Genomic DNA, 26,050 nt, shown 5'->3' with positions numbered 1-26,050 from the left:
GTCAGGCTTTGCCGGGCATTGGGGCCTGTGCCCGTGCACTGAAACGACTCAACCATACTGATCCCAGAATGATGGCTCCGCCTGCCAGAAGCCGCCCAAGCGGTTCATGCTGGTTCCAGATCAGCAGGTTGAGCAGCAGCCCCACCGGCACGTGCAGGTTGTTCATCACGGCGAGCGTGCCACCCGATACCAGGCAAGCACCCTTGTTCCACCAGTACAGGCCCAGCGCCGTGGGGCACAGCCCTAGAAACACCAACACGCCCCACTGCACCGACGTGCTGGGCAGGTGTGCGCCGTTGCCGAACAACACAAACGCAGGTAGGACCACCATCAGTGCCCCCAGGTAGAAATAGCCGAACCGCGCATAGTGCGGCAGGTCACTGGGAAAACGGGCAACCAGATGCCGATACAACACTTGGCCCGCGGCATACGTGAAGTTGGCCAGCTGTAGCAACAGGAAGCCCATGAAGAATTCGCCACTGATGCTGTCGAAGCGAATCACCGCCGCGCCGGCTACGGCCACCAGCGCTGCCAGCAGCGCCCATGGGTTGAACCGCCGGTTCATGGCATCTTCGATCAGGGTCACGTGCAACGGCGTAAGAATGGTGAACAGCAATACCTCAGGTACGCTGAGCACGCGAAAGCTCAAGTAAAGGCACACGTAGGTGATGCCGTACTGCAAGGCACCTATCAGCAGCATCGAGCGGACAAAGCGCGGTTCTACCTGCCGCCATCGGGTCAACGGCAGAAAGACCAGGCCCGCCAGCACCACGCGTGCAAGCACGGCAAAATAGCTGTCGACGTGGCCGGCCAGGTACTCGCCTATCAAGCTGAAAGAGAACGCCTGGATAAGCGCAACGATGATCAGATAGCCCATGGTTGTCTCTCGAAAATCAAGGTCGGGACCTTAGCGGGTTGAGGCAAGCGAGTTCAACCACGAAAAACGTAGGGACACGCCCTAAACGAGGCGAAGATGACGCCCATAAAAAAGGGCGACCCGAGGGTCGCCCTTTTTACCGATCAAACAGAACTCAGTTCTGCTTGGCCATTGCTTCGCGCAGCAGCGCAGCCATGGTGGTATCGGCAGCCGCTTCCGGAGCGTTTTTCAGGCTCTGGATGGCTTCACGCTCTTCAGCGTCGTCTTTGGACTTGATCGACAGGCTGATGACACGCGATTTGCGGTCAACGCTGATGATCTTGGCTTCGATCTCTTCGCCTTCCTTCAGAACGTTACGCGCGTCTTCAACGCGGTCACGGCTGATTTCGGAAGCTTTCAGAGTGGCTTCGATGTCGTCGGCCAGGGTGACGATGGCACCTTTGGCGTCAACTTCTTTCACGATGCCCTTGACGATAGCGCCCTTGTCATTGACAGCAACGAAGTTGGAGAACGGATCGTCTTCCAGCTGCTTGATGCCCAGGGAGATGCGCTCGCGCTCTGGATCGACCGACAGGATGACGGTTTCCAGCTCGTCGCCCTTCTTGAAACGACGTACGGCTTCTTCGCCGGTTTCGTTCCAGGAAATGTCGGACAGGTGAACCAGGCCGTCGATGCCGCCGTCCAGACCAATGAAGATACCGAAGTCGGTGATCGACTTGATGGTACCGGTGATCTTGTCACCCTTGTTGAACTGGCCGGAGAAGTCTTCCCATGGGTTGGACTTGCACTGCTTGATGCCCAGGGAGATACGACGACGCTCTTCGTCGATGTCCAGAACCATGACTTCCACTTCGTCGCCAACCTGAACGACTTTCGACGGGTGGATGTTCTTGTTGGTCCAGTCCATTTCGGAAACGTGTACCAGACCTTCAACGCCTTCTTCCAGCTCAGCGAAGCAGCCGTAGTCGGTCAGGTTGGTTACGCGAGCCTGTACGCGAGTACCTTCTGGGTAACGGGCAGTAATAGCTACCCACGGATCTTCGCCCATCTGCTTCAGACCCAGCGAAACGCGGTTGCGCTCGCGGTCGAACTTCAGAACGCGTACGTCGACTTCGTCGCCAACGTTAACGATTTCCGATGGGTGCTTGATACGCTTCCAAGCCATGTCGGTGATGTGCAGCAGGCCGTCGATACCGCCCAGGTCCACGAATGCGCCGTAGTCGGTGAGGTTCTTGACGATACCTTTGACTTGCTGGCCTTCCTGCAGGGTTTCCAGCAGGGCTTCGCGCTCGGCGGAGTTCTCGGCTTCCAGCACGCTGCGACGGGAAACGACAACGTTGTTGCGCTTCTGGTCGAGCTTGATGACCTTGAATTCCAGCTCTTTGCCTTCCAGGTGGGTGGTGTCGCGCACTGGGCGGACATCAACCAGGGAGCCCGGCAGGAACGCACGGATGCCGTTAACGTCGACAGTGAAGCCGCCCTTAACCTTACCGTTGATAACGCCCTTGACCACTTCTTCGGCGGCGAAAGCTGCTTCCAGAACAATCCAGCACTCGGCGCGCTTGGCTTTTTCACGGGACAGCTTGGTTTCGCCAAAGCCGTCTTCGACCGCGTCCAGCGCAACGTGCACTTCGTCACCGACCTTGATGGTCAGCTCGCCAGCTTCGTTGTAGAACTGCTCGAGCGGGATGACGCCCTCGGACTTCAGGCCAGCGTGTACGGTAACCCAGTCGCCGTCGATGTCGACAACGATACCGGTGATGATCGCACCCGGCTGAAGATTGAGGGTTTTCAGGCTTTCTTCAAAGAGTTCTGCAAAGCTTTCGCTCATTTTAATTCCTGTAGATTCGGGCGAAACAGACGCCCATCGCCACATTCCAGACAATGTGGGTTTCGTTTAGATAAAGGAAAGCGGGCAGGACGTTGACTGGTGCCCCTGCCTGCCTTCCTGGTTATCAGAGGAGATCGCGCAAGGCGAGCTCGCTCCTGATACGTTGCAACACCTGCTCGATGGACAACTCGGTTGAGTCCAACTGAATGGCATCGGCCGCTGGTTTGAGCGGGGCCACTGCACGTTGGGTGTCGCGCTCGTCACGCGCACGAATCTCATCCAGCAGACTCGACAGACTAACATCTTCACCCTTGCCCTTCAACTGAAGGTAACGGCGGCGGGCACGTTCCTCGGCACTGGCGGTCAGAAATACCTTCAGCGGCGCGTCCGGAAACACCACCGTGCCCATGTCACGGCCATCGGCAATCAGGCCTGGGGCCTCGCGAAAGGCGCGCTGGCGCACCAGCAGCGCATCGCGCACCGCAGGCAGCGAAGCAACCATGGAAGCACCGGCACCGACGGTCTCGGTGCGAATCACGTTGCTGACATCCTCACCCTCGAGAATGATCTGCTGCAGTTTACCGGGCTCGGCGGCAATGAATTGCACATCCAGATGGGCGGCAAGCTGAGTCAGCAACTCCTCGTTGGTCAGGTCCACGCCATGGTTGCTGGCATTGAAGGCCAGCAGACGGTACAGCGCGCCCGAATCCAGCAGCCGCCAGCCCAGCTCGCGCGCCATCAGACCGGCCACGGTCCCCTTGCCGGAACCACTGGGCCCGTCGATAGTAATGACTGGCGTCAAGGCGCTCACGACTTGCCCTCTTCGGCCACGCGGACGCCAACCTCAGCGCACAGCGACAGGAAGTTGGGGAACGAAGTGGCGACGTTGGCGCAGTCATGGATACGAATCGGCGCGCTGGCGCGCAGCGATGCGACGCTGAAGGCCATCGCGATGCGGTGGTCACCGTGCCCGTGCACCTCACCGCCGCCCAGTTGCCCGCCGTCGATGATGATGCCATCGGGGGTGGGCTCACACTGGATGCCCAAAGTGAGCAGACCGTCGGCCATCACCTGGATGCGGTCGGACTCTTTCACGCGCAGTTCTTCGGCACCGCGCAGCACGGTACGCCCTTCGGCGCAGGCAGCGGCGACGAACAGCACGGGGAATTCGTCGATGGCCAGTGGCACGAGCGCCTCCGGGATCTCGATACCCTTGAGCTTGGCACCGCGCACACGCAGGTCCGCCACCGGCTCACCGCCCACCTCACGCTGGTTCTCCAGGGTGATGTCGCCGCCCATCAAGCGCAGGATGTCGATGACGCCGGTACGGGTCGGGTTGATGCCGACATGTTCGAGCACCAGTTCCGACCCCTCGGCAATGGATGCCGCCACCAGGAAGAACGCTGCAGACGAGATATCGGCCGGCACCTCGATGCGGGTGGCGGTGAGTTTGCCGCCGGACTGCAACGAGGCGACCGGGCCATCGGACTGCACGTGGTATCCGAAACCGCGCAGCATGCGCTCAGTGTGGTCGCGCGTTGGCGCCGGCTCGGTGACGGTGGTGCGCCCCTCGGCGTACAGGCCGGCCAGCAGCAGGCAGGATTTGACCTGGGCGCTGGCCATCGGCAGCGTGTAGGTCAGGCCCTTGAGCGGCTTGCCGCCGCGAATGGTCAGCGGCGGACGGCCTTCGGGGCCGGTCTCGACCACGGCGCCCATTTCGCGCAGCGGGTTGGCCACCCGGTTCATCGGGCGCTTGGAAAGCGAGGCGTCGCCGGTCATGGTGACGTCGAACGACTGGCCGGCCAGCAGGCCCGACAGCAGGCGCATCGAGGTGCCGGAGTTACCCACGTACAGTGGACCCGGCGGCGGCTTCAGGCCGTGCAGGCCGACACCATGGATGGTCACGCGGCCCTGATGGGGACCTTCGATGACGACGCCCATGTCGCGAAATGCCTGCAAGGTCGCCAGGGCATCTTCACCTTCGAGGAAACCCTCGACCTCGGTGGTGCCTTCGGCCAGCGAGCCGAGCATGATCGAGCGATGGGAAATCGACTTGTCGCCCGGTACGCGGATTCGCCCGTTCAGGCGGCCACCGGGTTGGGCCAGGAAAATCAGATCGTTGGCGTTCATAGCGTCCACATAGGCCCGGCGGGCCAGGATTTTACTGAAATGCTCGCGGGCAAACCGAGCGCGGGTGAAAACACCCAGCAGCTGGTGCCCGTCCCCTTCAGCGATCGCGTCGCGCAAGGCGTCGAGATCACTGCGATATGTATCGAGTGTGCGCAGGACAGCGTCGCGGTTGGCGAGAAAGATGTCATGCCACATGGTCGGGTCGCTACCGGCGATTCTCGTGAAATCGCGAAAGCCTCCCGCAGCGTACCGGAAGATGTCCAGGTTTTCATTGCGCTTGGCCAGCGAATCGACCAGCCCGAAGGCCAGCAGGTGTGGCAAGTGGCTGGTCGCAGCCAGCACTTCGTCGTGGCGCTCGACGGGCATATGCTCAACGTCAGCCTCCAGCGTACGCCACAGGCGATCGACCAGGGCCAACGCAGCAGGGTCGGTTTCGGCCAGCGGCGTGAGGATGACCTTATGCCGACGGAACAGGCTGGCGTTGGACGCCTCCACCCCGCTCTGCTCGGAGCCGGCGATGGGGTGGCCAGGCACGAAGCGCGACAAGCGCTCGCCAAGGACCGAACGCGCTTCGCGCACGACGTTACCCTTGGCGCTGCCGACGTCAGTGATCACGGCCTCACCCAGATCGAGCCGGGCCAGGCGCGCCAGGACTTTCTCCATGGCCAGGATCGGCACGGCCAGCTGGATCACGTCGGCGCCAAGGCAGGCCGTGGCTAGATCCTCTTCGCAGCGGTCGACCACGCCCAGGGCAACGGCCTGCTTGCGCGAAGGCGCATCGAGGTCGACGCCGACCACTTCGCGGCACAGGCCACTTTCACGCAGGCCTTTGGCGAACGAGCCACCGATCAGACCGAGACCGACCACCACCAGGCGGTCGATGATCGGGACGGGTTTGGTTTTTGCTGCTTTTACCACTGGTATGAACCCTGTACGAAAATCGAGGCAGTCCTTGAGGGCTTACGGGGCCATGCATCGGCCCGGAAGGTTGCGCTTCAAAGCACCGCCTTCGGATAAGACCCCAGCACTTTCAGCGCCACCGCCTCCTGGCTGATCTGTTCGAGCACTGCCTTGATCAACGGATCGCGGTGATGACCGACGAAGTCGATGAAGAAGACATACGTCCACTTGCCACTGCGCGAAGGCCGGGTCTCGATGCGGGTCAGGTCGATGCCGTTCTGGTGGAACGGCACCAACAGCTCGTGCAGGGCACCGGGCTTGTTGCTCATCGAGACGATGATCGAGGTCTTGTCGTCCCCAGTGGGCGGCACTTCCTGGCTGCCAATCATCAGGAACCGCGTGGCGTTGTCCGGGCGGTCCTCGATTTTCTCGGCAAGGCGGGTCAGCCCGTACAGGTTGGCCGCCATGTCGCCGGCGATGGCCGCCGAGTTCCACTCACCCTTGACCCGCTTGGCAGCCTCGGCGTTGCTCGACACCGCTACCCGCTCGACATTGGGGTAGTGGGCATCGAGCCACTTACGGCACTGGGCCAATGACTGGGCATGGGAGTAGATGCGGCTGATACTGTCGGTCTTGGTGTTCTCGCCCACCAGCAGATGGTGGTGAATACGCAGCTCCACTTCGCCACAGATCACCATGTCGTGCTCGAGGAAGCTGTCCAGGGTGTGGCTCACTGCGCCTTCGGTGGAGTTTTCCACCGGCACCACGCCGAAGTTCACGGCCCCGGCCGCCACTTCGCGGAACACCTCGTCGATGGCCGCCATCGGGCGGCTGACTACCGCATGACCGAAATGCTTCATGGCGGCGGCCTGGGTAAAGGTGCCTTCAGGGCCCAGGTAGGCGATCTTGAGCGGCTCTTCCAATGCCAGGCACGAGGACATGATCTCGCGGAACAGCCGCGCCATCTCCTCGTTGTCCAGCGGGCCCTTGTTGCGCTCCATCACGCGCTTGAGCACGGCAGCCTCGCGCTCGGGACGATAGAACACCGGCGCCTCGCCCTCGGCCAACGACGCCGTCTTGACCTTGGCCACTTCCTGGGCGCAGCGGGCACGCTCGCTGATCAGCTCGAGAATCTTTTCGTCGAGGCTGTCGATGCGCACACGCAGCGCCTGCAGTTCATGCTCGGACATCAACCGTGCTCCTTCTCGAATTCAGCCATGTAGGCCACCAGGGCTTCGACCGCATCCAGACCCAAGGCATTGTAGATGGATGCACGCATGCCTCCGACTGACCGGTGCCCCTTGAGGTTGAGCAGGCCACGGGCGTCGGCACCGGCCAGGAAGGCCTTGTCCAGACGCTCGTCGGCCAGGCGGAACGGCACGTTCATCCACGACCGGGCATTGACGCTGATCGGGTTGCTGTAGAACGCGCTGGCATCGATGAACCCGTACAGCAGGTCTTTCTTGGCACGGTTGCGCTGCTCCATGGCGTCCACGCCGCCCTGCTCCTTCAACCACTCGAAGACCAGGCCCGAGAGGTACCAGGCATAAGTCGCAGGCGTGTTGTACATCGAGCCATTGTCTGCCGAAACCTTGTAGTCGAGCATGGTCGGGCAGCTGCTGCGGGCATGGCCCAGCAGGTCTTCACGCACGATGACCACCACCAGCCCGCTGGGGCCGATGTTCTTCTGGGCACCTGCGTAGATCAGGCCGAACTGCGACACGTCGATGGGGCGCGAGAGAATGTCGGAGGACATGTCGACCACCAGCGGCACATCGCCGGTCTGTGGCACCCAGTCGAACTGCAGGCCACCGATGGTCTCGTTGGAGGCATAGTGCACGTAGGCTGCGTTGGCGGTCAGGTTCCATTCGTTCTGGCCAGGGATGGCCAGGTAGTCGTAGGGCTTGGCGCTGGCAGCCACGTTGACGTTGCCGAAGCGGCGCGCTTCCTCGATGGCTTTCTTCGACCAGATACCGGTCTCGATGTAGTCGGCGGTGCCGTCTTCAGGCAACAGGTTGAGCGGGATTTCGGCAAATTGCTGGCTGGCGCCGCCCTGCAGGAACAGCACCTTGTAATTGGAGGGGATGGACAGCAAGTCACGCAGGTCCTGCTCGGCCTTCTCGGCTATGGCCACGTAGTCGTCGCTGCGATGGCTCATCTCCATGACCGACAGGCCCTTGCCGTGCCAGTCCAGCATCTCGGCCTGGGCGCGCTGCAGCACGGCATCAGGAAGCGCGGCAGGGCCTGCGCAGAAGTTAAAGGCTCGTTTGCTCACATCCACTCTCGCTCTGCCAAATAGAACAACATCGTAATTCGGTGGCCCAGGCCTGCCTGGGGCCCTTGCAGGCCAAATGCCTGGCTTGATCAGTCAAACGGGGCGACCTTGGTCGCCCCGTTCGGGTTCAGCGCACTTACTCTTGCGGGGCTTCTTCGGCGCCCGCTGCATCTTGCTCGTCAGGGGCCTGGGCCTCCACGCCCTCCTCGTCAAGCTCGATGAGCGCATCGAGCTCTTCCTCGGACGGCTCCTGGATGCGCTCAAGGCCCACCAGCGTCTCGTCGGAGGCCAGCTTGATCAGCGTCACGCCCTGAGTGTTACGGCTCAGGCTGGACACCTCGCCGACCCGGGTACGTACCAGTGTGCCCTGATCGGAAATCAGCATGATTTCCTCACCTTCCTGCACCTGGATGGCGCCGATCAGCAACCCATTGCGCCCCTTGGTACCCATGGCGATCACGCCCTGGCCGCCACGGCCGCGACGAGGGAACTTGGACAGCGGGGTACGCTTGCCATAGCCACGCTCGGACGCGGTGAGGATCTGCGCACCGGACTCCGGGATCAGCATCGAGATGATCTGCTGCCCCTTGCCCAGCTTCATGCCGCGCACGCCGCGGGCGGTCCGGCCCATTTCGCGCACCACGCTTTCGGCAAAGCGGATGACTTTGCCGGCGTCGGAGAACATCATCACTTCCTTGGCGCCATCGGTGATGGCCGCAGCGATCAGGGTGTCACCTTCCTTGAGCTTCAGGGCGATAAGGCCGTTGGAGCGAGGACGGGCAAACTGGACCAACGGCGTCTTCTTGACAGTGCCGGAAGCGGTGGCCATGAAGATGTAGGCGCCAGTAGGCTCTGCCGCCCACTCGGGGGTGTCGCCTTCTTCCTCGTCCACTTCCTCGACTTCGACCAGCTCGCCTTCGAGCACGGCGTCATCGGCGTCTTCGAGTTCTTCTTCAAGGTCGGCGTTCTGCTGCAAGGCCTCAAGATCGACCTGCAGCATGGCGGTGATGCGCTCACCCTCTTCCAGCGGCAGCAGGTTGACCAGCGGACGACCACGGGCAGCGCGAGATGCCTCGGGGATTTCGTAGGTCTTTTTCCAGTACACCTTGCCCTTGCTGGAGAACAGCAGCAGGGTGGCGTGACTGTTGGCGACCAACAGGTGCTCGATGTAGTCCTCGTCCTTCACGCCGGTGGCCGACTTGCCCTTGCCGCCACGGCGCTGGGCCTGGTAGGCGGACAATGGTTGGGTCTTGGCATACCCACCATGGGAAATGGTCACCACGCGCTCTTCTTCGGGGATCATGTCGCCGTAGTTGAGGTCGTGGCTGGCATTGAGGATCTCGGTGCGGCGGGCATCGCCGTACTCGGCGCGAATCGCCTCGAGCTCTTCGCGGATCACTTCCATCAGGCGCTCGGCGCTGTTGAGAATGCGGATCAGCTCACCGATCTGCTCCAGGATTTCCTGGTACTCGGCCAGCAGCTTCTCGTGCTCCAGGCCAGTCAGGCGGTGCAGGCGCAGATCAAGGATCGCCTGGGCCTGTTCCGGCGACAGGTAGTACTTGCCGTCGCGCAGGCCGTATTGTTCAGGCAGGTCGGCCGGGCGGCACGAATCGGCACCGGCACGTTCGACCATGACCTGCACGGCACTCGATTCCCAGGCGGTGGACACCAGGGCTTCCTTGGCCTCCGACGGGGTGGGCGAGGCCTTGATCATCGCGATGACCGGGTCGATGTTGGACAGCGCAACCGCCTGGCCTTCGAGGATGTGGCCGCGCTCACGCGCCTTGCGCAGTTCGAACACGGTGCGCCGGGTGACCACTTCGCGGCGGTGGCGCACGAAGGCTTCGAGCAGGTCCTTGAGGTTGAGCAGGCGCGGACGGCCATCGACCAGGGCCACGACGTTGATGCCGAACACGCTCTGCAGCTGGGTCTGCGAGTACAGGTTGTTGAGCACCACCTCCGGCACCTCGCCGCGACGCAGCTCGATGACGATGCGCATGCCGTCCTTGTCGGACTCGTCGCGCAGCTCGGTGATGCCCTCGATCTTCTTCTCTTTGACCAGCTCGGCGATCTTCTCGATCAGGCGCGCCTTGTTCAACTGGTACGGCAGCTCGGTCACCACGATCTGCTGACGACCGCCCACCTTGTCGATGTCTTCGATCTGGGAGCGGGCCCGCATGTAGATGCGGCCACGGCCGGTGCGGTAGGCCTCGATGATGCCCTGGCGGCCGTTGATCAGGCCTGCGGTAGGGAAATCGGGACCGGGGATGTGCTGCATCAGCTCATCGATGGTGACGTCCGGGTTGTCGATCAGCGCCAGGCAGCCATCGATGACTTCGCCCAGGTTGTGCGGCGGAATGTTGGTGGCCATGCCCACGGCGATGCCGCTGGAACCATTGACCAGCAGGTTGGGAATACGCGTCGGCATGACCGCCGGGATCTGCTCGGTGCCGTCGTAGTTGGGCACCCAGTCGACGGTTTCCTTGTGCAGGTCGGCCAGCAGCTCATGAGCCAGCTTGGCCATGCGCACTTCGGTGTATCGCATGGCCGCGGCGTTGTCGCCGTCCACCGAACCGAAGTTGCCCTGGCCGTCGACCAGCAGGTAGCGCAGCGAGAAAGGCTGGGCCATACGCACGATGGTGTCGTAGACCGCAGTGTCGCCGTGCGGGTGGTACTTACCGATCACGTCACCGACCACACGGGCGGATTTCTTGTACGGCTTGTTCCAGTCGTTGCCCAGTTCGCTCATCGCAAAGAGAACGCGGCGATGCACGGGCTTCAAGCCGTCACGCGCATCGGGCAGCGCTCGCCCGACAATCACGCTCATCGCGTAGTCGAGGTAAGACTGTCTCAGTTCGTCTTCGATATTGACCGGGAGGATTTCTTTGGCCAGTTCGCCCATGAGAAGCCTGATTCCTTTTTCTGGTGAAACTTCGCAGCGCCATCAAGGGCCGAACGAAGCTCGCCGCCGCAGTGCACTCGCCTGCGACGACTTACGACAAATCAATGAGTTGTGCCATGGATCTGCGCAATGAAGACCGCCGCACAGCGGGGTCTTGGAAACTGCCGGATATTACCACAACGGCAGGGGTAGTGGGAGATGCGGCAAGTGGCCAGCCGGGCCGCGAATTCATGCCCTGGCCGAGCGGTGCACGCCGGGGTGAACGGTAGCCGCGAGCCCCACAGGCCCGCGCTCGACAGCGCGCCGGGCAGGTGCGCCCGGGCGCGCGTGAACACCTGCTAGGTCGGCAGCAGGCTATGGCGCACGAAGGGTCTGCTGCGCCGCCCTTCAGTGAAGGCGCTTGCGGCACATCATCTGCGCCAGCTTGGCGGTATCCGGGCGTTCGATAATGCCGCGCTCGGTCACGATCACATCAATCAGGTCCGCCGGGGTCACGTCGAAGACCGGATTGAATACCTCCACCTCCGGTGCCACCCGCGTGCCGGCATAGTCGAGCAGTTCATCCGGCTCGCGCTCTTCAAGCGGGATGTCGTCCCCCGTCTCCAGGTTCAGGTCGATACTGCTGCTCGGGGCTACCACCATGAAGCGCACACCATGGTGCATGGCGCTGACCGCCAGTTGATAAGTGCCGATCTTGCTGGCCACATCCCCATTGGCAGCGATGCAATCAGCGCCGACCACGACCCAGGTGATGCCCTTGGTCTTCATCAAGTGCGCCAGGGCCGAATCGGCGCACAGGGTGACCGGCAGGCCTTCGTTGGCCAGCTCCCAGGCCGTGAGCCGCGATCCCTGGAGCCACGGGCGAGTTTCCCCGGCGTACACCCGCTCCACCATGCCTTCCAGAAAGCCTGCGCGAATCACCCCCAGCGCGGTTCCGAAACCGCCGCTGGCCAAGGCGCCGGCATTGCCGTAGGTCAGCAGCGTCTGGGCATTGCCCTGGTGTCGGCGGATCAGTTCGGTGCCGTGCTGGGCCATGGTCAGGTTGGCCTCGCGATCGCTTTCGTGAATGGCCAGCGCCTCGGCTTCCAGTGCGCCCAGCACGTTCTCGTCGGGACGCAGGCGTTGCAGGCGCTCGCGCATCCGGTTCAAGGCCCAGAACAGGTTGGCTGCGGTAGGGCGCGCCTCGGCCAGGAGCATGAAATCCTCTTCGAGATCCATCTCCCAGTCGCCACCTTCGGCCAGACGCTCCTCGGCGGCCAGTACCAGCCCATACGCGGCCACGATACCGATGGCCGATGCGCCGCGCACGGCCATGTCGCGAATGGCGGTGGCCACCTGGGCGACAGTGTCGCAGGCCAACCAGTGCTCCTGGGACGGCAGCAGGCGCTGGTCGAGCAGATGCAGAACGCCGCCCTGCCAGCGGATTCCGGTCACCTTCTCGGCCGCCAAAAGTTGCTCGCGCATCACCTCTCCCCGTCGTTCGCGTATCAAAAGCCGGCGATTATAGCGACCCGGCGCCCCGAGCGCTCGGGTATACTTCGGCCTTTTCCAGCGCAAGCTGCGCGCCGCAGACATCCGGCAGCACAAGCAAGGTTGGGCACAGCGTCGCTGGCCGAGGCGCCATCGCCGCCCGCCCTCTGGCATGGGCCTTTACGGCCACGCACAGAAAGCCGCCGCACTGCCCGACAGGCAAAAGGCCCACGGGGTGTGCACGAGCCCGGCCTGAACGCCGTGCGAACGCTTGGGCCAACGCCACCGTCTGTATGTCATGTACCTTGCAGCTTGCCACGTGAAGCTGATTCCCACGTTTCTGAGGACTGTTCAATGAGCAACGTCGACCGCGCTGAAATCGCCAAATTCGAAGCGCTGGCCCACCGCTGGTGGGACCGCGAGAGCGAGTTCAAGCCGCTGCACGATATCAACCCGCTGCGCGTCAACTGGATCGACGAGCGCGCCCATCTGGCTGGCAAGAAAGTGCTGGACGTGGGTTGCGGCGGCGGCATCCTCAGCGAAGCCATGGCCCTGCGCGGCGCCTCGGTGACCGGCATCGACATGGGCGAGGCGCCCCTGGCCGTCGCCCGCCTGCATCAACTGGAGTCGGGCGTGGAGGTCGAATACCGTCAGGTCACGGCCGAGGCCCTGGCCGAAGAAATGCCCGGTGCCTTCGACGTGGTCACCTGCCTTGAGATGCTCGAGCACGTACCTGACCCGTCATCGGTAATCCGCGCTTGCTACCGCATGGTCAAGCCAGGCGGCCAGGTGTTCTTCTCCACCATCAACCGCAACCCCAAGGCCTACCTGCTGGCCATCGTCGGCGCCGAGTACATCCTCAAGATGCTGCCGCGCGGGACCCATGACTTCAAGAAGTTCATCCGCCCTTCCGAGCTGGGTGCCTGGAGCCGCGTCGCCGGCCTTGAGGTCAAGGATATCATCGGCCTGACCTACAACCCGCTGACCAAGCACTACAAGCTCAGCAGCGACGTGGATGTCAACTACATGATCCAGACCCTGCGCGAGGAATGAGCATGCGCCTGCGAGCGGTACTCTTCGACATGGACGGCACCTTGCTGGACACGGCGCCCGATTTCATCGCCATCTGCCAGGCCATGCTCGCCGATCGAGGCCTGCCGGCCGTCGACGACGAGCTGATCCGGGGTGTGATCTCCGGTGGTGCTCGCGCCATGGTGGCCGCCACCTTCGCCATGGACCCGCAGGCCGAGGGTTTCGAAGCCCTGCGCCTGGAGTTCCTGGAGCGCTACCAGCGCGACTGCGCCGTGCATACCCGCCTGTTCGATGGCATGAGCGAGCTGCTGGAGGACATCGAGCGAGGCAAGCTGCTGTGGGGCGTGGTCACCAACAAGCCGGTGCGCTTCGCCGAGCCGATCATGCAGCGCCTGGGCCTGGCCGAGCGTTCGGCCTTGCTGATCTGCCCGGATCATGTAAAGAACAGCAAACCCGACCCGGAGCCGCTCATCCTGGCCTGCAAGACCCTGGCGCTGGACCCTGCCAGTGTGCTGTTCGTCGGTGACGACCTGCGCGATATCGAATCCGGCCGAGATGCTGGCACCCGCACCGCCGCGGTACGCTTCGGCTACATCCATCCCGAGGACAACCCCAACAACTGGGGTGCCGACGTGGTGGTGGACAGCCCGCAGGACCTGCGTAAAGTCATCGACAGCGCCCTGTGTGGTTGCTGATCACCGCTAACGCCAAAGGATCTGACATGTTCGAATACACTGCCCGCCCCGACCTGCTCAAAGGCCGGGTCATCTTGGTCACCGGTGCCGGGCGCGGCATCGGTGCTGCCGCGGCCAAGGCCTACGCCGCCCTGGGCGCCACGGTGCTGTTGCTCGGCAAGACCGAAGCGAACCTCAATGCGCTCTATGACGAGATCGAAGCGGCCGGGCATCCCCAGCCTGTGATGATCCCGTTCAACCTGGAAACCGCCCTGGCCCACCAGTACGACGAGCTGGCGGTCATGATCGAGGAACAGTTCGGGCGCCTGGACGGGTTGCTCAACAACGCCTCGATCATCGGTCCACGCACGCCCATGGAACAGTTGTCGGGCGACAACTTCATGCGCGTCATGCACATCAACGTCAATGCCACCTTCATGCTCACCAGCACCCTGCTGCCGCTGCTCAAGCAGTCCGAAGACGCTTCGGTGGTGTTCACCAGCAGCAGTGTCGGGCGCAAGGGCCGCGCCTATTGGGGCGCCTACGGCATCTCCAAGTTCGCCACCGAAGGCATGATGCAGACCCTGGCCGACGAACTCGAAGGGGTGGCGCCGGTGCGCTCCAACAGCATCAACCCGGGCGCGACGCGTACGGCCATGCGCGCGCAGGCCTACCCGAGCGAGAACCCCCAGGACAACCCGCTGCCCGAGCAAATCATGCCGGTCTACCTCTATCTGATGGGGCCTGACAGCAAGGATGTGAACGGGCAGGCATTCAACGCCCAGTGAACGGCTCGTCTACCTGAGACCGCCTTGCGCGTTCTCGGCCGTTTCGCAGCCCATCGCCGGCGTATCGGCGATGGGCTGAGCCTGCATCACGACAGGCGCGCAATCACCCCGCCGCCAACGCCGGGCTCGCCCGCTCGTGCTGGGTGGTTTCAAGTTGCATGCACCGCTCCAGGAACAGGTACATGCAGTCATAGCTCTTGCAGATGGCCCGGCGCAATTCGGTGCGCAAGGCCGTGCTCGGGTTCTCGCCTACCAGCGTACAGATGATCTCCAGCGCCTCCCACGGGTGGGTGTCGTCATACTGCGCGTGCATCTTGAGCCACTTCATGGCCCGCTTGCGCTGCTCTTCCGGGAAGCCCATCGCGTAGGTGTCGGTGGAACACACCACCGCCGACCACTCCCCGGTGGCCCCTTCGATGGCATAGTTGGTGGCGGCCATGGCAATGGCCAGGTTTTCCGTGGCACACACACGCCAGCACCAATCGTTGAGGCCATTGAGCTCAGGCGGCACATCCTGAGCCTGCAGGTCGTGCAGGTGAATGCCGTGGGCGTGGGCCCAGTTCACCCAGTAATCGGCATGGTTAAGCTCCACGCGGATATTACGCATCAACCAGCGCCGCGCCATGTCCTCGCCTGGGTGCCGGCCATAACGGGTCTTGGTGAGGTTATGGGCCATGTACAACGAGAACTGCTCGACCACCGGCCAGCCGCCGATCAGGTACTGGCGAATGGTCGCTTGCTTCAATTTGCCGTCACGCAGACGTCGATACACCTCATGGTCAACCACTCGCTGCTTGCTCTCATGGCAATCGGCAAGCAGTTGCTGGGCCCATTTGGGGTAACTGGCCGGGTCCATCAATGGCCCGATACGAACGAATGCATCAATCACTGTCTACTCCTTGTTCCTTGTGATTTCCAGCTAACGAAAGGTGCCAGGCGCCCGCTGCAACAGAGGCCGGGCGGCAATCCGTTGGCGATGCAGACTGTCACATGTGAATACCTGGGGCCGCTCGATCAGATAGCCCTGGGCGTAATCGACACCAATTTCCTGTAGCGCTTGTTCGATCATGGGTGTTTCCACGAATTCTGCAATGGTGCGCTTGCCCATGACATGGCCAATATGGTTGATGACCTCCACCATGGCCCGATTGACCGGATCGTCCAGCATGTCCTTGACGAAGCTGCCGTCGATCTTGAGGAAGTCGACGGGCAGATGCTTGAGGTAGGCGAACGATGACATGCCTGCACAGAAATCATCCAGTGAAAAACGACAACCCAGGCCTTTTAGCTCGTTGATGAAGCGAATGGCGCTGCCCAGGTTGGCAATGGCGCTGGTTTCGGTGATCTCGAAGCAGATCATGCGCGGAGGAATGGCATATTCGGCGAACAGGCGCTGCAGGTATTCGAGGAACTTGTCATCGCCGATGCTTGCACCGGACAGGTTGATGGCGCAGGTCGACAGCGGCCCCTGGTGGCCTGCATCCAGGCATTGGCGGATGATGATGAAGACGTTGCGCACTACCCAGCGATCGAGCGCGGTAATCAGCCCGTAGCGCTCGGCAGCCGGGATGAAGCTGTTGGGGAGTATGGTGCGCCCGCTTTCATCGTGCAGGCGCAACAGGATTTCGATGTGGCCGGGCCCCTCGAAAGCCTTCAACGGCGCGATCTCCTGGGCGTACAGGCAGAACCGGTTCTCTTCCAGGGCCACGTGCAAGCGCTGAATCCAGGCCATCTCGCCAAACCGAATGGACAGCTCGCTGTCATCGGCGTGGTACACCTGAACCCGGTTGCGCCCCTTTTCCTTGGCCATGTAGCAGGCCATGTCAGCAGCCCGCAGTGATGCCTCGAGGGTGCCGGGGGCCTGAGCGATATGCACCAGCCCGATGCTGACCGTGGTCACGAACGGCCGGCCTTTCCACACGAAATGCAGGCTCTGGACGGTCTGGCGTAACTGCTCGGCAATCCGCTCGGCCTGCTCGGACGGGCAATTCTCCAGCAACACGCCAAACTCATCGCCCCCCAGCCGCGCCAGCGTGTCACCTTCTCGCAGGCCCGATTGCAGCACGGCGCAGATGTGCCGAAGCAACTCGTCCCCGGCGGCATGGCCGCACGTATCGTTGACCAGCTTGAACTGATCCAGGTCCAGGAACATCAGTGAATGCCGCCCAGGTTGGCGCGCCAGCGCATTGAGCGCCTGCTCCAGCCGGTATTCGAACTCGCGACGGTTGGCCAGGCCTGTCAGCGCATCGTGCGTGGCCTGCCAGGAGAGGTTGGCGATGTACTGGCGCTCCTGGGTCATGTCGTGCAGCACCAGCACGATGCCATTGACCTGTCCGTCATTGACAATGGACGAGCCCACCAGGTTGATCGACACCGTGCTGCCGTCCAGGCGCTGAATCAGCCGGGCATGTTCGGCGCCCCCTTTCAAACTGCCACTGAGCACCTGCTCCACCAGGCTGCGGCCCTCGTCCACGTCGCGCTCGTCCACCAGGGTGAACAGGGCCGACAACGGCAGGCCCAGGGCCTGGGCGGCCTTCCAGTGGGTCAGCTGCTCGGCCGCCGGGTTCATGTAGCCGATCAAGCCCTCCACATCCGTGGTGATTACCGCATCACCGATAGCCTGCAAAGTGATCTGCGCACGCTCCTTTTCTTCCTGCAGCGCGTTGGCAAATGCCTGGCGCTGGGCCAGCAGTTTGCTGGAGCGCCGCCAGGCGATGGTGATCAGGATCATCGCAGTCAGCAGGTTGGTGATCAGCAGCACCCACAGCAGGACGCGCGACCCCTCGCCCAGGGCATCGCTGAACGCCTTGGCAGCCGGCGTCACCCCCTCGTTGATGGTGGCAATGCGGCTTTTCCAGGCACGAATCACCTGCTCATCGACCGGCCCGCTGGCGAAGCGCTGGTGCATCTCGCCTGCCAGCACGTTCAGCTTGGCCAGGTAATCGTCGCCGATGTCCCAATAATTGATGGCTGTCTGCAGGTAGCTGACAGTACGAAAGTGGCGGTAGAACCAGATGATGCGTTGCACGTCGTCGGGGTGGTTGCCACCTTGCAGGACGGCCTGGCGCACCGCCTCCAGGTCCAGATTCGACTGATCCATGAGCTTGCGCGCGCGGTGATCGCCCTGGGGCACCACGATGGCCTGCTGGTAGCGGCCATAGGTGGCTTCGTCGCGCGTGGTGGCGTACAGGTTGAGGTAGTAGATGGCGTCTTTTTGCGCCTTTGACCACAAGCTTTCGCCCGCCACGTAGGCACGCACGGCAGAAAGCGTGTAGAGGCTGAGGCTGCCAAGGGCGACCTGGAAAACCACCACGGCGATGAATGGCCAGGTGAGCCCGAGGAGCTTGGGCGCTTCTTGAGTGCGATGTCCCTTCATGGAGTCCCTGTCACAGAGCAGATAAGGCGCGAATCAACCCAGACAAAGCACAGCGTAGGCCATCTGCCATTAACGCGATGAAAATTTAGGGGCCCGATTTCAGTCAATGATAGCCGCCGCGCCTGCTGCCTGCAGGGCGCAGCGTCTGGTTCGCCGGTTTGAGCGTGGCGCGGTGCTGGACCCATTGTCGCAGACACCGCACGGACCCCGTCAATCACGTCATGCCAGCCTGGTTTTTGGCCCACTCAAGTGCGCACCGCAGGGGCCGGGCTTGACCCGTGCGCACGGCGCGGGCCGACCGCTTGTCAGAGTTCGAGATCCAGCAGCGCCGCCCCCAGCGTCTTGCCATGGGCATCCAAGGCCAGCGATCGGGTCACACCGCCACGCAGGATGCCGGGCAGCACGAAGTTCAACGCCCCGAGCTGCGCCAGCTCGTACCGGCGAACGGGGGGGCCTGCCGGGTCCAGCAACTCGGCAAAGTGGGCCGTGACGCGCTCTACCGTCAGCCACTGGGCCAGGCGCGGGTAGTCAGCCGAATCAAAGGCGATTACCGAGATGTTCGACGTGTCGCCCTTGTCGCCAGTACGGCTGTGGGCTATATCGCGCAATTTCGTGTGGGTACTCATGCCACCTCCTCCAGATGCACCTGCAAGGCGACCGCGTCCCTGGGCAGCAACAGCGAAGCCACCGCTACCACCTGACGCACCGACTTGCTCGCTCCACCGCCGCCATAGGGGCCGTTGGTGTAGAGGGTTTCCACCTCGTTGCCGATGCGCACCGCATCATTTTTGGTGGCGCAGCGCGCCGCCACACGCAGCCGCACCTCCCAGGGCTCGCCCTGGGCGCGCTGGGCCAGGTCGTCACCGTGCAAGGCGCTGACGCCTATCAGCTCGCTGCGTATATCGTCGCAGGCCACACCGGTCAGTTGCAGGCGCTTGCGTACGATCGCTTCGGCCAGGCGCCCGCGGGCCACCGCACCAGGGCCGCCATAGGACATCTGCCCTTCGCCGATCCAACCGTCGAGAAAACCCACCGACACCTTCAACGCCTCCGGGCGCGCGCGCCCACTGGCGCCTCGCACCTGGACCTCATCTTGATCCAGGGCCTGAAACGTCACCTGACTGAAATCAGCCGTCACATCGGGCGTAAGGTAAGCGGCCGGATCATGCACTTCGTACAACAGTTGCTCGGTGCAGGTAGCGGTATCGATGCGCCCGCCGGAACCGGCCACCTTGCTGATCACCGCATGGCCCATGGCATCGATTTCGGCCAGCGGGAAGCCGAGGCGGTCGAGTTCGGGCACTTCCTTCACCCCGGGGTCGGCGAAGTAGCCGCCGCTGATTTGCCCTGCGCATTCGAGCAGGTGCCCGACCAGGGTGCCGCGCCCCAGTAGCGTCCAGTCGTCGACGCGCCAGCCGAACTCGAACAGCTGCGGTGCGAGAAACAGCGACGGATCGGCCACACGGCCGGTGACCACGATATCTGCATCGGCCTGCAAGGCCTGCACGATACCCTCTGCGCCCACATAAGCGTTGGCTGAAATCAATCGATCGCCCAGTTCAGAGAGGGTGGCACCGTTGTCGAGGGTCTGCTCGGGCCATTGCTGCAAGGTGGCGAGCACATCGTCGCCGGTCAGCGCCGCCACTTTGATACCAGGCAAGCCCAGCTCAGCCGCGATGCGGCGGATTTCAGAGGCCGCGCCCAGTGGGTTGGCCGCACCCATGTTGGTGATGATGCGCAGGCGCCGCCGCGTGCCGTCGGCCCCTGGACCTACGTAAGGCAGCACGCGGCGCATGCGCTCGCCCAGCAAGGGGTCGAAACCACCGTGCGGGTCCAGCAACCGCGCTTGCTGCGCCAGGGCGATGGTGCGCTCGGCCAGGCATTCGAACACCAGGTAGTCCAGTTCACCCTGTTGCGCCAACTCGATGGCCGGCTCGATGCGGTCGCCCGAATAACCGGCGCCAGCGCCGATGCGTATGGTCTTCATCTAGAAAACTCCAATGACCAGGGCGGTCAAGGTCATCAGAACCGAGGCCGCGAACAGGAAAGGGATGGTGAAGCGCTGGTGATCGGCCAGTTCGATCTTGCACAGGCCAACCAGCAGGAAGGTCGCGGGGGTCAGTGGACTGACCGGAAAACCCGTGGTGTGCACGCCCAGAAGCGAAGCCTGGGCTACTTGCATCGGGTCCACGCCCAGGGCTCTGCCAACCTCGGCGACCACCGGCATGATGCCGAAGTAGAACGAATCCGGGTCGAACAGCAGGCTCAGGGGCATGGAAAGAAAACCGACTACCGCAGGAATCAGTTGGCCATGCCCTGCAGGAATCTGCCCCACCGCCACCTCGGCCATCGCTTTGAGCATGCCGGTGCCTTGCATGATGCCGGTGAAGACGCCCGCGGCCAGAAGAATGCTGGCCATGGTCAGCGCGGTCTTGGCATGGGCGTCGATGCGCGCCCGCTGCGCGTCCACGTTGGGGTAGTTCAGGCACAAGGCGAGCACGGTACCGACCATGAACATCACCACCGGGTCCACCACCCCTGCGATCATTACGCCCATCACCACCAGGGTCAGCAGCAAATTGGGCCAGAACATGCGCGGCTTGCGCAGCTCGCGTTCGGCGTCAGTCAGCACACGCTGGTGAGGGGTGACGTCGAGCGCGTCCCGGCCCAGACCCAGGCGCCGTTCTTCGCGTCGCCCAAGCCAGTAGGCACAGGCGAAGACGAAGATCAGCCCGACGATCTGCACCGGAATCAGCGGCTGAAACAGGTCAGCCACCGGCACGTGCAGCGCTGCCGATGACCGCAGCACCGGGCCGGTCCAGGGCAGGAAGTTGACCCCGGCCGCCATGGCCGTGACGCAGGCCAGGATGCGCTTGTCCATGCCCAGGCGGGTGTACAGCGGCAGCATCGCGGGGATGGTCACCAGGAAGGTCACTGCGCCCGAACCGTCCAGGTGCACCAGCAGGGCCAGCAGGGCCGTGCCCATGACGATGCGCGTCGGGCGTGTGCCGACGCGCTTGAGGATGCGGTCGATGATCGGGTCGAGCATGCCGGCGTCGGTCATGATGCCGAAGAACAGGATGGCAAAAACGAACATGCCCACGACCGGGGCGACGTTCTTGATGCCGGTGATGATGAAGCCGCTGGTTTGCAGGCCGAAGCCACCGAGCAACGCCGCGATGATGGGCAGGGCGATCAGGGCGACCAGGGGGGAGATGCGTTTGCTCATGATGCTCACGAGCATGCACAGGACAGTAGCGACACCGAGGGTGGCGAGCATGGGGTTTCCTCTTCGGGCTCAGGTCCGCGGTTGCGAGAGAAGGCCCTGTTGTTGTTTTGCAAGAGTAATAACAACGGCGTTAGGCTCTGTGAATTGAAATATTCGGCAAGCCACGTTCGGAAAAACAAAATGAAGAATGCGATACAGCTCATCCGCGCGTTCCTGGCGGTGGCGCGAACCGGTAACTTTTCCAAGGCCGCCCTGACCCTGAACCTGTCGCCCTCGGCGCTCACCGTGCAGATTCGCCAACTCGAAGACTGGCTTGGGGTGACCTTGCTCGAACGCAGCCCGCGTCACGTAGGCCTCACCGCTGCGGGTCAGCATGCGTTGTTGCCGATGGAAAAGTTGCTGCTCGATCTGGACAACATCGTCGAGGCGGCCCGTGACCATGCCACCTCCCGCCGTGGTGTACTGACCATCGCGGCCCTGCCCTCGCTGTGCTCGGGGTTGCTGCCAGGCGTGGTGCAGCGCTTTCGCGAACGCTTCCCCGGCATCGAGGTCAGGCTGCGTGACGTGGTAGCCCAGCGCATCGATACGCTAGTGCTGGAGCAGGAAGTGGATTTCGGCCTGGGTGTGCAGGCACGGCCTACCCAAGGGCTGGCGTTCAAGGCCGTGCTCGAAGATCGCCTGTGCCTGTACGTACCGCACGACCACCCCTTGGCCAGGCATACGGCGGTGACGCTGGCCGAAGCGGCGGCATACCCCATGCTGCTGACCGGACGGGACAGCAGCGTGCGCAACTTGGTCGAGCGGCTGTTCGCCGACGCGCGCCTGCCCCTGGCGGCAGGGCTTGAAGCTAACTACATGTCGACGGTGCTGGCACTGGTGCGTCAGGGCCAGGGCGTGGCGTTGTTGCCCGAGTCGGCCGACGAGGGCCGTCACGAAGTGAGCAAGGTGGCGGTGGATCATCCGGGAGTGGTACGCGAGATCGGCGTGATCACGCGGGCTGAACAGGTGATGGCGCCGGCCGGTGTCGAATTCCTGCGATTGCTCAGGCCCTAGCCTGGGTGTGAAACGCTCGAATACTCGGTGAGACTGTGTTGCAAGCAGCCCCGTCTGACCGTCGCCCCAAGGCACTTCACACAGCGCTCAGAGCTGCTGCAGGTGCCCGTACAGTTTGGCGTACAACCCGCCCTCGGCAATCAACTGCTGATGGTCGCCGTCCTCGGCCACATGACCGCCGTCGAACACCAGCACCCGGTCCGCCTGTTTCACCGCCGACAAGCGGTGGGCAATGATCAGCGTGGTGCGGCCCTTGAGAAAACGCGCCAGCGCCTGATGCAGGTTGTATTCGGTGGCAGCGTCCAGCGCCGAGGTGGCTTCGTCCATAATGACCACCTTGGGTTCGGCCAGTACCATGCGTGCAATGGCCAACCGTTGACGCTGACCGCCGGACAAGCGAACACCCGAACGTCCCACCACGCTGTCCAGGCCGTGAGGCAGCGCGGCGATGGTGCCGTCGAGCTGAGCGATCCGCAGTGCCTGCCAGCAGGCATCATCGGTGCAGTCCCGGCCCATGGTCAGGTTGGCCCGCACACTGTCGTTGAACAGCGACGGGTGCTGCAAGACCACGGCCACCTGCTCACGCAGGGTTTCCAGGCCGATTTCCTGCAGGGTGGCACCGCCGAAGCGAATGGTGCCTGCATCCGCGCTGTACAGCCCGAGCAGCAGCTGCACGAGCGTGCTCTTGCCACCCCCGCTGGCGCCGACAATGGCAACCTTCTCACCGGGTGCGATGGCCAGGTTCAGGTTATCCAGCACCGGCTCGTCGGCGTAGCCAAAGGACAGGTCCCGTACCTCGATGCCCACCGTGGCGTGCCCGGCGAAAGGGTCACTGGCTGCCGGGTACTGGGGCTCGTCGGCGCGTGCCAGCAGCTCATTGAGGCGGTTGAGCGCACCGCCAGCGGCATAGTAGGCATATTGCAGGTTCAGCAACTGCTCGACCGGGCCGATCATGAACCAGAGGTAGCTGAAGACGGCAAGCATCTGGCCGATCGACAAGTCCGAGAACAACACCGTCAACATGGCCGCTGCTCGGAAGATGTCGATGCCGAACTGGAACAACAGTCCGCTGGCGCGGCCGCTGGCGTCGCTCTTCCACTGCGATTCCACGGCGTAGTCGCGCACCTCGCGCGCCTTGACGCCCAATCGACCGAGGAAATAGCCCTGGCGGTTACTGGCGCGGACCTCCTGGATGGCATCGAGCGTTTCGGCTAACGCCTGGGTGAAGCGGGCCGTGCTGTCGTTCTCGAGCTTTTTCAGGTGCTTGACCCGCTTGCCCAACTGCACCGTGAAGTAGATGACCAGCGGGTTGAACAGCAGGATCAGCAGCGCCAGTTGCCAGTGCATCCACAGCAGGATGGCGGCCGTGCCGGTGAGGGTGAGCATGGCGACCAGAAAGCGGCTGAGGGTCTCGCCCACGAACTTGTCGAGGGTGTCCAGGTCCGTGACCAGGTGCGTGGTGACCGTGCCGCTGCCCAGGTTCTCGTACTCTTTCAGGGAAATACGCTTGAGCCGTTCGATCAGGCGAATGCGTAGCCGGTAGACGATGTCCTTGGCCAATCCGGCGAACAGCCTGGCCTGGATGACGTTGAACGCCAGTGCCGCCAGGCGCAGGCACAAGGTCAGGCACAACATCAGGCCGATATAGCCTGCTGCGACCTGCCAGCCAGACGGCAGCAGCTGGTTCATCCACTTGAGCGCGGCATCGCCGTGCCCGAGCAGCACTTCATCCACCAGCAGCGGCAGCAATAATGGGATCGGGACACTGCAGCAGGCTGCCAGCACGGCAATCAGGTTCGCCGTCCACAGCTGCTTTTTGTGGTGCAGGGCAAGCCGGCGGATTTCCGACCAGCTCAGCCGGTCGGCCGAGCCCGCCGGCTTGGACGGCGCCGGGTCGGGCGACCCGGGCACATCAAGCATTGGCAGCCTGCTGCAGCCAGCGGCCAAGCAACGGTTGCAGACGCTCAAGCGGCTGATAACCGTTGGTCAGCAAGGCCAGTTGGCCGTTGCGCTCAGCGAGCAAGGTCGGGAAGCCCGCGATGCCCAAGCCTTGCGCCCAGGCGAAATCCGCGGCGGTGGCAGCGCGGGTTTCGGCGCGGGTGAACGCCTCGGCGAACGGCCCGCGCTCAAAACCCGCCTGCTCGGCCAGCTCCACCAGGTGCGGGGCGGTGGTCACGTCATGAGCCCCTTCATAGAACGCAGACTGTATGGCTGCCAGCAGAGGCCAGAGGCGCTCGCCATCCAACTCGCGGGCAGCAACCAGTGCTCGGCAGGCCGGTTCGGTGTCGTAGACAAAGCCGTCGGGCATGGCGCCCTCGAAATTGAAAGGCTGCCCCGTTGTCTGGGCCACGGCCTGCCAATGCTCGAGAATGTACTTGCGGGTGGCGCCGTCCAGCGCGGCACTGCCGCTGCGCAGCCCGCCGACCACCAGATGGGTAGGCACGCCCGCCTGACTGGCCTGATCGATCAGCGCACTGGCCACCGGTGCGAAGCCCCAGCACCAGGAACACATCGGGTCCATCACGTAGATCAGGCGCGCAGACATCACTCAGGCCTCGGCTTTGTAGTTGTGGCCAATCGGATGTGGCAGGTTGCGGGCCTTGGCCAGCTCGATCTGCTTCTGCCGGTCGATGGCGCTGCGGCGGGTCTTTTCGCTCAGCGAATCCCAGCAGTGCGGGCAGCTTACACCTGGCGAGTAGTGCTCCGAGGCACGCTCCTGGGCATTGATCGGGTGACGGCAGGCGTGGCACTGGTCATATTCACCCTCGCTCAGGTCATGGCGAACCGTGACGCGGTTATCGAACACGAAGCAGTCGCCCTCCCACAGGCTTTGTTCCTGTGGCACTTCCTCGAAGTACTTCAGGATGCCACCTTTCAGATGATAGACCTCCTCGAAGCCTTCACCGAGCATATAGCTGGACGCTTTTTCGCAACGGATGCCGCCAGTGCAGAACATGGCGACCTTCTTGTGGCGGGCCGGGTCGAAGTTGGCCTTGATGTAGTCGGGAAATTCGCGGAACGTTTCGGTCTTGGGGTCGATGGCCCCCTTGAACGTGCCGATGGCCACTTCGTAGTCGTTGCGCGTGTCGACCAGCAGCACCTCGGGGTCGCTGATCAGCGCGTTCCAGTCCTTGGGCTCGACGTAGGTGCCCACCGCCTGATTGGGGTCGACCCCAGGCACGCCCAGGGTGACGATCTCTTTCTTGAGCTTGACCTTGGTACGGTAGAAGGGCTGCTCGTCGCAGTACGACTCCTTGTGGTCGATGTCCACCAGGCGCGGGTCGCTGCGCAGCCAGGCCAGCAGGCCGTCGATGCCTTCGCGGGTGGCCGACACGGTGCCGTTGATGCCCTCATGGGCCAACAGCAAGGTGCCTTTGACATGGTTGTCGAGCATGGCCTTGAGCAGCGGCTCGCGTAGCTCGACGTAGTCTTGCAAGGTGACGAACTTGTACAGCGCCGCGACGACGATGGGGTGTGACATGAATCAGGTTCTCCAGGTGGCTGCCCTCGTAA

At 63.1% G+C, this 26,050-nt stretch carries 20 protein-coding genes; 4 read left to right on the top strand and 16 right to left on the bottom strand.

The features are described 5' to 3' along the window. Position 1 precedes the first annotated feature (1 nt). From FH041_RS01455 to mtnA, 8 genes are all read right to left on the bottom strand, one after another. Complete coding sequence (locus FH041_RS01455) at positions 2–877, bottom strand: carboxylate/amino acid/amine transporter (protein WP_059183732.1); 876 nt, start codon at positions 875–877, stop codon at positions 2–4. A gap of 154 nt (positions 878–1,031) precedes the next feature. Next, the gene (rpsA, locus tag FH041_RS01450; RefSeq protein WP_003252673.1) at positions 1,032–2,708 is read right to left on the bottom strand and encodes a 30S ribosomal protein S1; all 1,677 of its coding nucleotides are present in this window, start codon (positions 2,706–2,708) and stop codon (positions 1,032–1,034) included. A 124-nt stretch (positions 2,709–2,832) separates the two neighbouring features. Next, positions 2,833–3,519, bottom strand: coding sequence for a (d)CMP kinase (gene cmk, locus FH041_RS01445; RefSeq protein ID WP_023533778.1), 687 nt, complete (start codon positions 3,517–3,519; stop codon positions 2,833–2,835). Next, positions 3,516–5,723, bottom strand: a complete 2,208-nt coding sequence (locus FH041_RS01440) for a bifunctional prephenate dehydrogenase/3-phosphoshikimate 1-carboxyvinyltransferase (RefSeq protein ID WP_257225428.1) — start codon at positions 5,721–5,723, stop codon at positions 3,516–3,518. Before FH041_RS01440 ends, cmk begins: the two co-directional genes overlap by 4 nt. Positions 5,724–5,833: 110 nt before the next feature. Beyond that, positions 5,834–6,928 (bottom strand): prephenate dehydratase, encoded by a 1,095-nt coding sequence (gene pheA, locus FH041_RS01435; RefSeq protein ID WP_023533762.1) that lies wholly within the window; start codon positions 6,926–6,928, stop codon positions 5,834–5,836. Next, positions 6,928–8,013, bottom strand: coding sequence for a 3-phosphoserine/phosphohydroxythreonine transaminase (serC, locus tag FH041_RS01430; protein ID WP_023533733.1), 1,086 nt, complete (start codon positions 8,011–8,013; stop codon positions 6,928–6,930). Before serC ends, pheA begins: the two co-directional genes overlap by 1 nt. A 136-nt stretch (positions 8,014–8,149) precedes the next feature. Beyond that, positions 8,150–10,915, bottom strand: a complete 2,766-nt coding sequence (gyrA, locus tag FH041_RS01425) for a DNA gyrase subunit A (protein WP_027915875.1) — start codon at positions 10,913–10,915, stop codon at positions 8,150–8,152. A 387-nt stretch (positions 10,916–11,302) separates the two neighbouring features. Further along, positions 11,303–12,379, bottom strand: a complete 1,077-nt coding sequence (mtnA, locus tag FH041_RS01420) for an S-methyl-5-thioribose-1-phosphate isomerase (protein ID WP_028688041.1) — start codon at positions 12,377–12,379, stop codon at positions 11,303–11,305. 360 nt (positions 12,380–12,739) lie between these two features. Here mtnA and ubiG point away from each other — a divergent pair, with 360 nt between their 5' ends. Genes ubiG through FH041_RS01405 form a run of 3 tightly spaced genes read left to right on the top strand, consistent with a single transcriptional unit; the run spans position 12,740 to position 14,879 of the window. Continuing rightward, positions 12,740–13,438, top strand: a complete 699-nt coding sequence (gene ubiG / locus FH041_RS01415) for a bifunctional 2-polyprenyl-6-hydroxyphenol methylase/3-demethylubiquinol 3-O-methyltransferase UbiG (RefSeq protein ID WP_023533768.1) — start codon at positions 12,740–12,742, stop codon at positions 13,436–13,438. A gap of 2 nt (positions 13,439–13,440) precedes the next feature. After that, a complete protein-coding gene (gene mupP, locus FH041_RS01410) occupies positions 13,441–14,112 on the top strand; it encodes an N-acetylmuramic acid 6-phosphate phosphatase MupP (RefSeq protein ID WP_027915873.1) in 672 nt (223 codons plus the stop codon). 26 nt (positions 14,113–14,138) lie between these two features. Beyond that, positions 14,139–14,879, top strand: a complete 741-nt coding sequence (locus tag FH041_RS01405; RefSeq protein ID WP_125922317.1) for a YciK family oxidoreductase — start codon at positions 14,139–14,141, stop codon at positions 14,877–14,879. Between the two features lie 103 nt (positions 14,880–14,982). On the opposite strand, the gene FH041_RS01400 is transcribed toward FH041_RS01405, so the two are convergent. The 5 genes from FH041_RS01400 to FH041_RS01380 form a co-directional block, all read right to left on the bottom strand. Next, positions 14,983–15,768: a TenA family transcriptional regulator gene (locus tag FH041_RS01400; protein WP_125922318.1), complete on the bottom strand. Its 786-nt coding sequence runs from the start codon at positions 15,766–15,768 to the stop codon at positions 14,983–14,985. A gap of 30 nt (positions 15,769–15,798) precedes the next feature. Beyond that, positions 15,799–18,255, bottom strand: a complete 2,457-nt coding sequence (locus tag FH041_RS01395) for an EAL domain-containing protein (RefSeq protein WP_140174123.1) — start codon at positions 18,253–18,255, stop codon at positions 15,799–15,801. Between the two features lie 305 nt (positions 18,256–18,560). Beyond that, complete coding sequence (locus tag FH041_RS01390; protein ID WP_027915869.1) at positions 18,561–18,881, bottom strand: hypothetical protein; 321 nt, start codon at positions 18,879–18,881, stop codon at positions 18,561–18,563. Then, entirely contained in the window at positions 18,878–20,242 is a 1,365-nt protein-coding gene (locus tag FH041_RS01385; RefSeq protein WP_028688046.1) for an acyclic terpene utilization AtuA family protein, read from the bottom strand. The genes FH041_RS01390 and FH041_RS01385 overlap by 4 nt, the downstream gene beginning before the upstream one ends. Beyond that, positions 20,243–21,535 carry a CitMHS family transporter gene (locus FH041_RS01380; RefSeq protein ID WP_027915867.1) on the bottom strand — a complete coding sequence of 431 codons (1,293 nt, stop codon included), beginning with the start codon at positions 21,533–21,535 and terminating at the stop codon, positions 20,243–20,245. 129 nt (positions 21,536–21,664) lie between these two features. On the opposite strand from FH041_RS01380, the gene FH041_RS01375 reads away from it, so the two are divergent. Next, positions 21,665–22,537: a LysR family transcriptional regulator gene (locus tag FH041_RS01375; RefSeq protein WP_027915866.1), complete on the top strand. Its 873-nt coding sequence runs from the start codon at positions 21,665–21,667 to the stop codon at positions 22,535–22,537. A gap of 87 nt (positions 22,538–22,624) precedes the next feature. On the opposite strand, the gene FH041_RS01370 is transcribed toward FH041_RS01375, so the two are convergent. Genes FH041_RS01370 through FH041_RS01360 form a run of 3 tightly spaced genes read right to left on the bottom strand, consistent with a single transcriptional unit; the run spans position 22,625 to position 26,018 of the window. After that, complete coding sequence (locus tag FH041_RS01370; RefSeq protein ID WP_140174122.1) at positions 22,625–24,457, bottom strand: ABC transporter ATP-binding protein; 1,833 nt, start codon at positions 24,455–24,457, stop codon at positions 22,625–22,627. Beyond that, positions 24,450–25,082 (bottom strand): DsbA family protein, encoded by a 633-nt coding sequence (locus tag FH041_RS01365; protein ID WP_027915864.1) that lies wholly within the window; start codon positions 25,080–25,082, stop codon positions 24,450–24,452. Before FH041_RS01365 ends, FH041_RS01370 begins: the two co-directional genes overlap by 8 nt. Before the next feature lie 3 nt (positions 25,083–25,085). Then, on the bottom strand, positions 25,086–26,018 hold the full coding sequence (locus FH041_RS01360; RefSeq protein WP_027915863.1) for a rhodanese-related sulfurtransferase: 933 nt from the start codon (positions 26,016–26,018) through the stop codon (positions 25,086–25,088). Between the last annotated feature and the right edge of the window lie 32 nt (positions 26,019–26,050).

Source organism: Pseudomonas sp. SWI7 (assembly GCF_006351945.1).
GTDB lineage: Bacteria > Pseudomonadota > Gammaproteobacteria > Pseudomonadales > Pseudomonadaceae > Aquipseudomonas > Aquipseudomonas fulva.
This window is presented reverse-complemented; position numbering and strand designations above follow the sequence as displayed.

Bases quoted from the DNA above. Each gene is read 5' to 3' on its own strand.
- FH041_RS01455 (WP_059183732.1), bottom strand. From the start codon at position 877: ATGGGCTATCTGATCATCGTTGCGCTTATCCAGGCGTTCTCTTTCAGC.
- rpsA (WP_003252673.1), bottom strand. From the start codon at position 2,708: ATGAGCGAAAGCTTTGCAGAACTCTTTGAAGAAAGCCTGAAAACCCTC.
- pheA (WP_023533762.1), bottom strand. From the start codon at position 6,928: ATGTCCGAGCATGAACTGCAGGCGCTGCGTGTGCGCATCGACAGCCTC.
- gyrA (WP_027915875.1), bottom strand. From the start codon at position 10,915: ATGGGCGAACTGGCCAAAGAAATCCTCCCGGTCAATATCGAAGACGAA.
- mtnA (WP_028688041.1), bottom strand. From the start codon at position 12,379: ATGCGCGAGCAACTTTTGGCGGCCGAGAAGGTGACCGGAATCCGCTGG.
- ubiG (WP_023533768.1), top strand. From the start codon at position 12,740: ATGAGCAACGTCGACCGCGCTGAAATCGCCAAATTCGAAGCGCTGGCC.
- mupP (WP_027915873.1), top strand. From the start codon at position 13,441: ATGCGCCTGCGAGCGGTACTCTTCGACATGGACGGCACCTTGCTGGAC.
- FH041_RS01405 (WP_125922317.1), top strand. From the start codon at position 14,139: ATGTTCGAATACACTGCCCGCCCCGACCTGCTCAAAGGCCGGGTCATC.
- FH041_RS01395 (WP_140174123.1), bottom strand. From the start codon at position 18,255: ATGAAGGGACATCGCACTCAAGAAGCGCCCAAGCTCCTCGGGCTCACC.
- FH041_RS01390 (WP_027915869.1), bottom strand. From the start codon at position 18,881: ATGAGTACCCACACGAAATTGCGCGATATAGCCCACAGCCGTACTGGC.
- FH041_RS01385 (WP_028688046.1), bottom strand. From the start codon at position 20,242: ATGAAGACCATACGCATCGGCGCTGGCGCCGGTTATTCGGGCGACCGC.
- FH041_RS01380 (WP_027915867.1), bottom strand. From the start codon at position 21,535: ATGCTCGCCACCCTCGGTGTCGCTACTGTCCTGTGCATGCTCGTGAGC.
- FH041_RS01375 (WP_027915866.1), top strand. From the start codon at position 21,665: ATGAAGAATGCGATACAGCTCATCCGCGCGTTCCTGGCGGTGGCGCGA.
- FH041_RS01370 (WP_140174122.1), bottom strand. From the start codon at position 24,457: ATGCTTGATGTGCCCGGGTCGCCCGACCCGGCGCCGTCCAAGCCGGCG.
- FH041_RS01365 (WP_027915864.1), bottom strand. From the start codon at position 25,082: ATGTCTGCGCGCCTGATCTACGTGATGGACCCGATGTGTTCCTGGTGC.
- FH041_RS01360 (WP_027915863.1), bottom strand. From the start codon at position 26,018: ATGTCACACCCCATCGTCGTCGCGGCGCTGTACAAGTTCGTCACCTTG.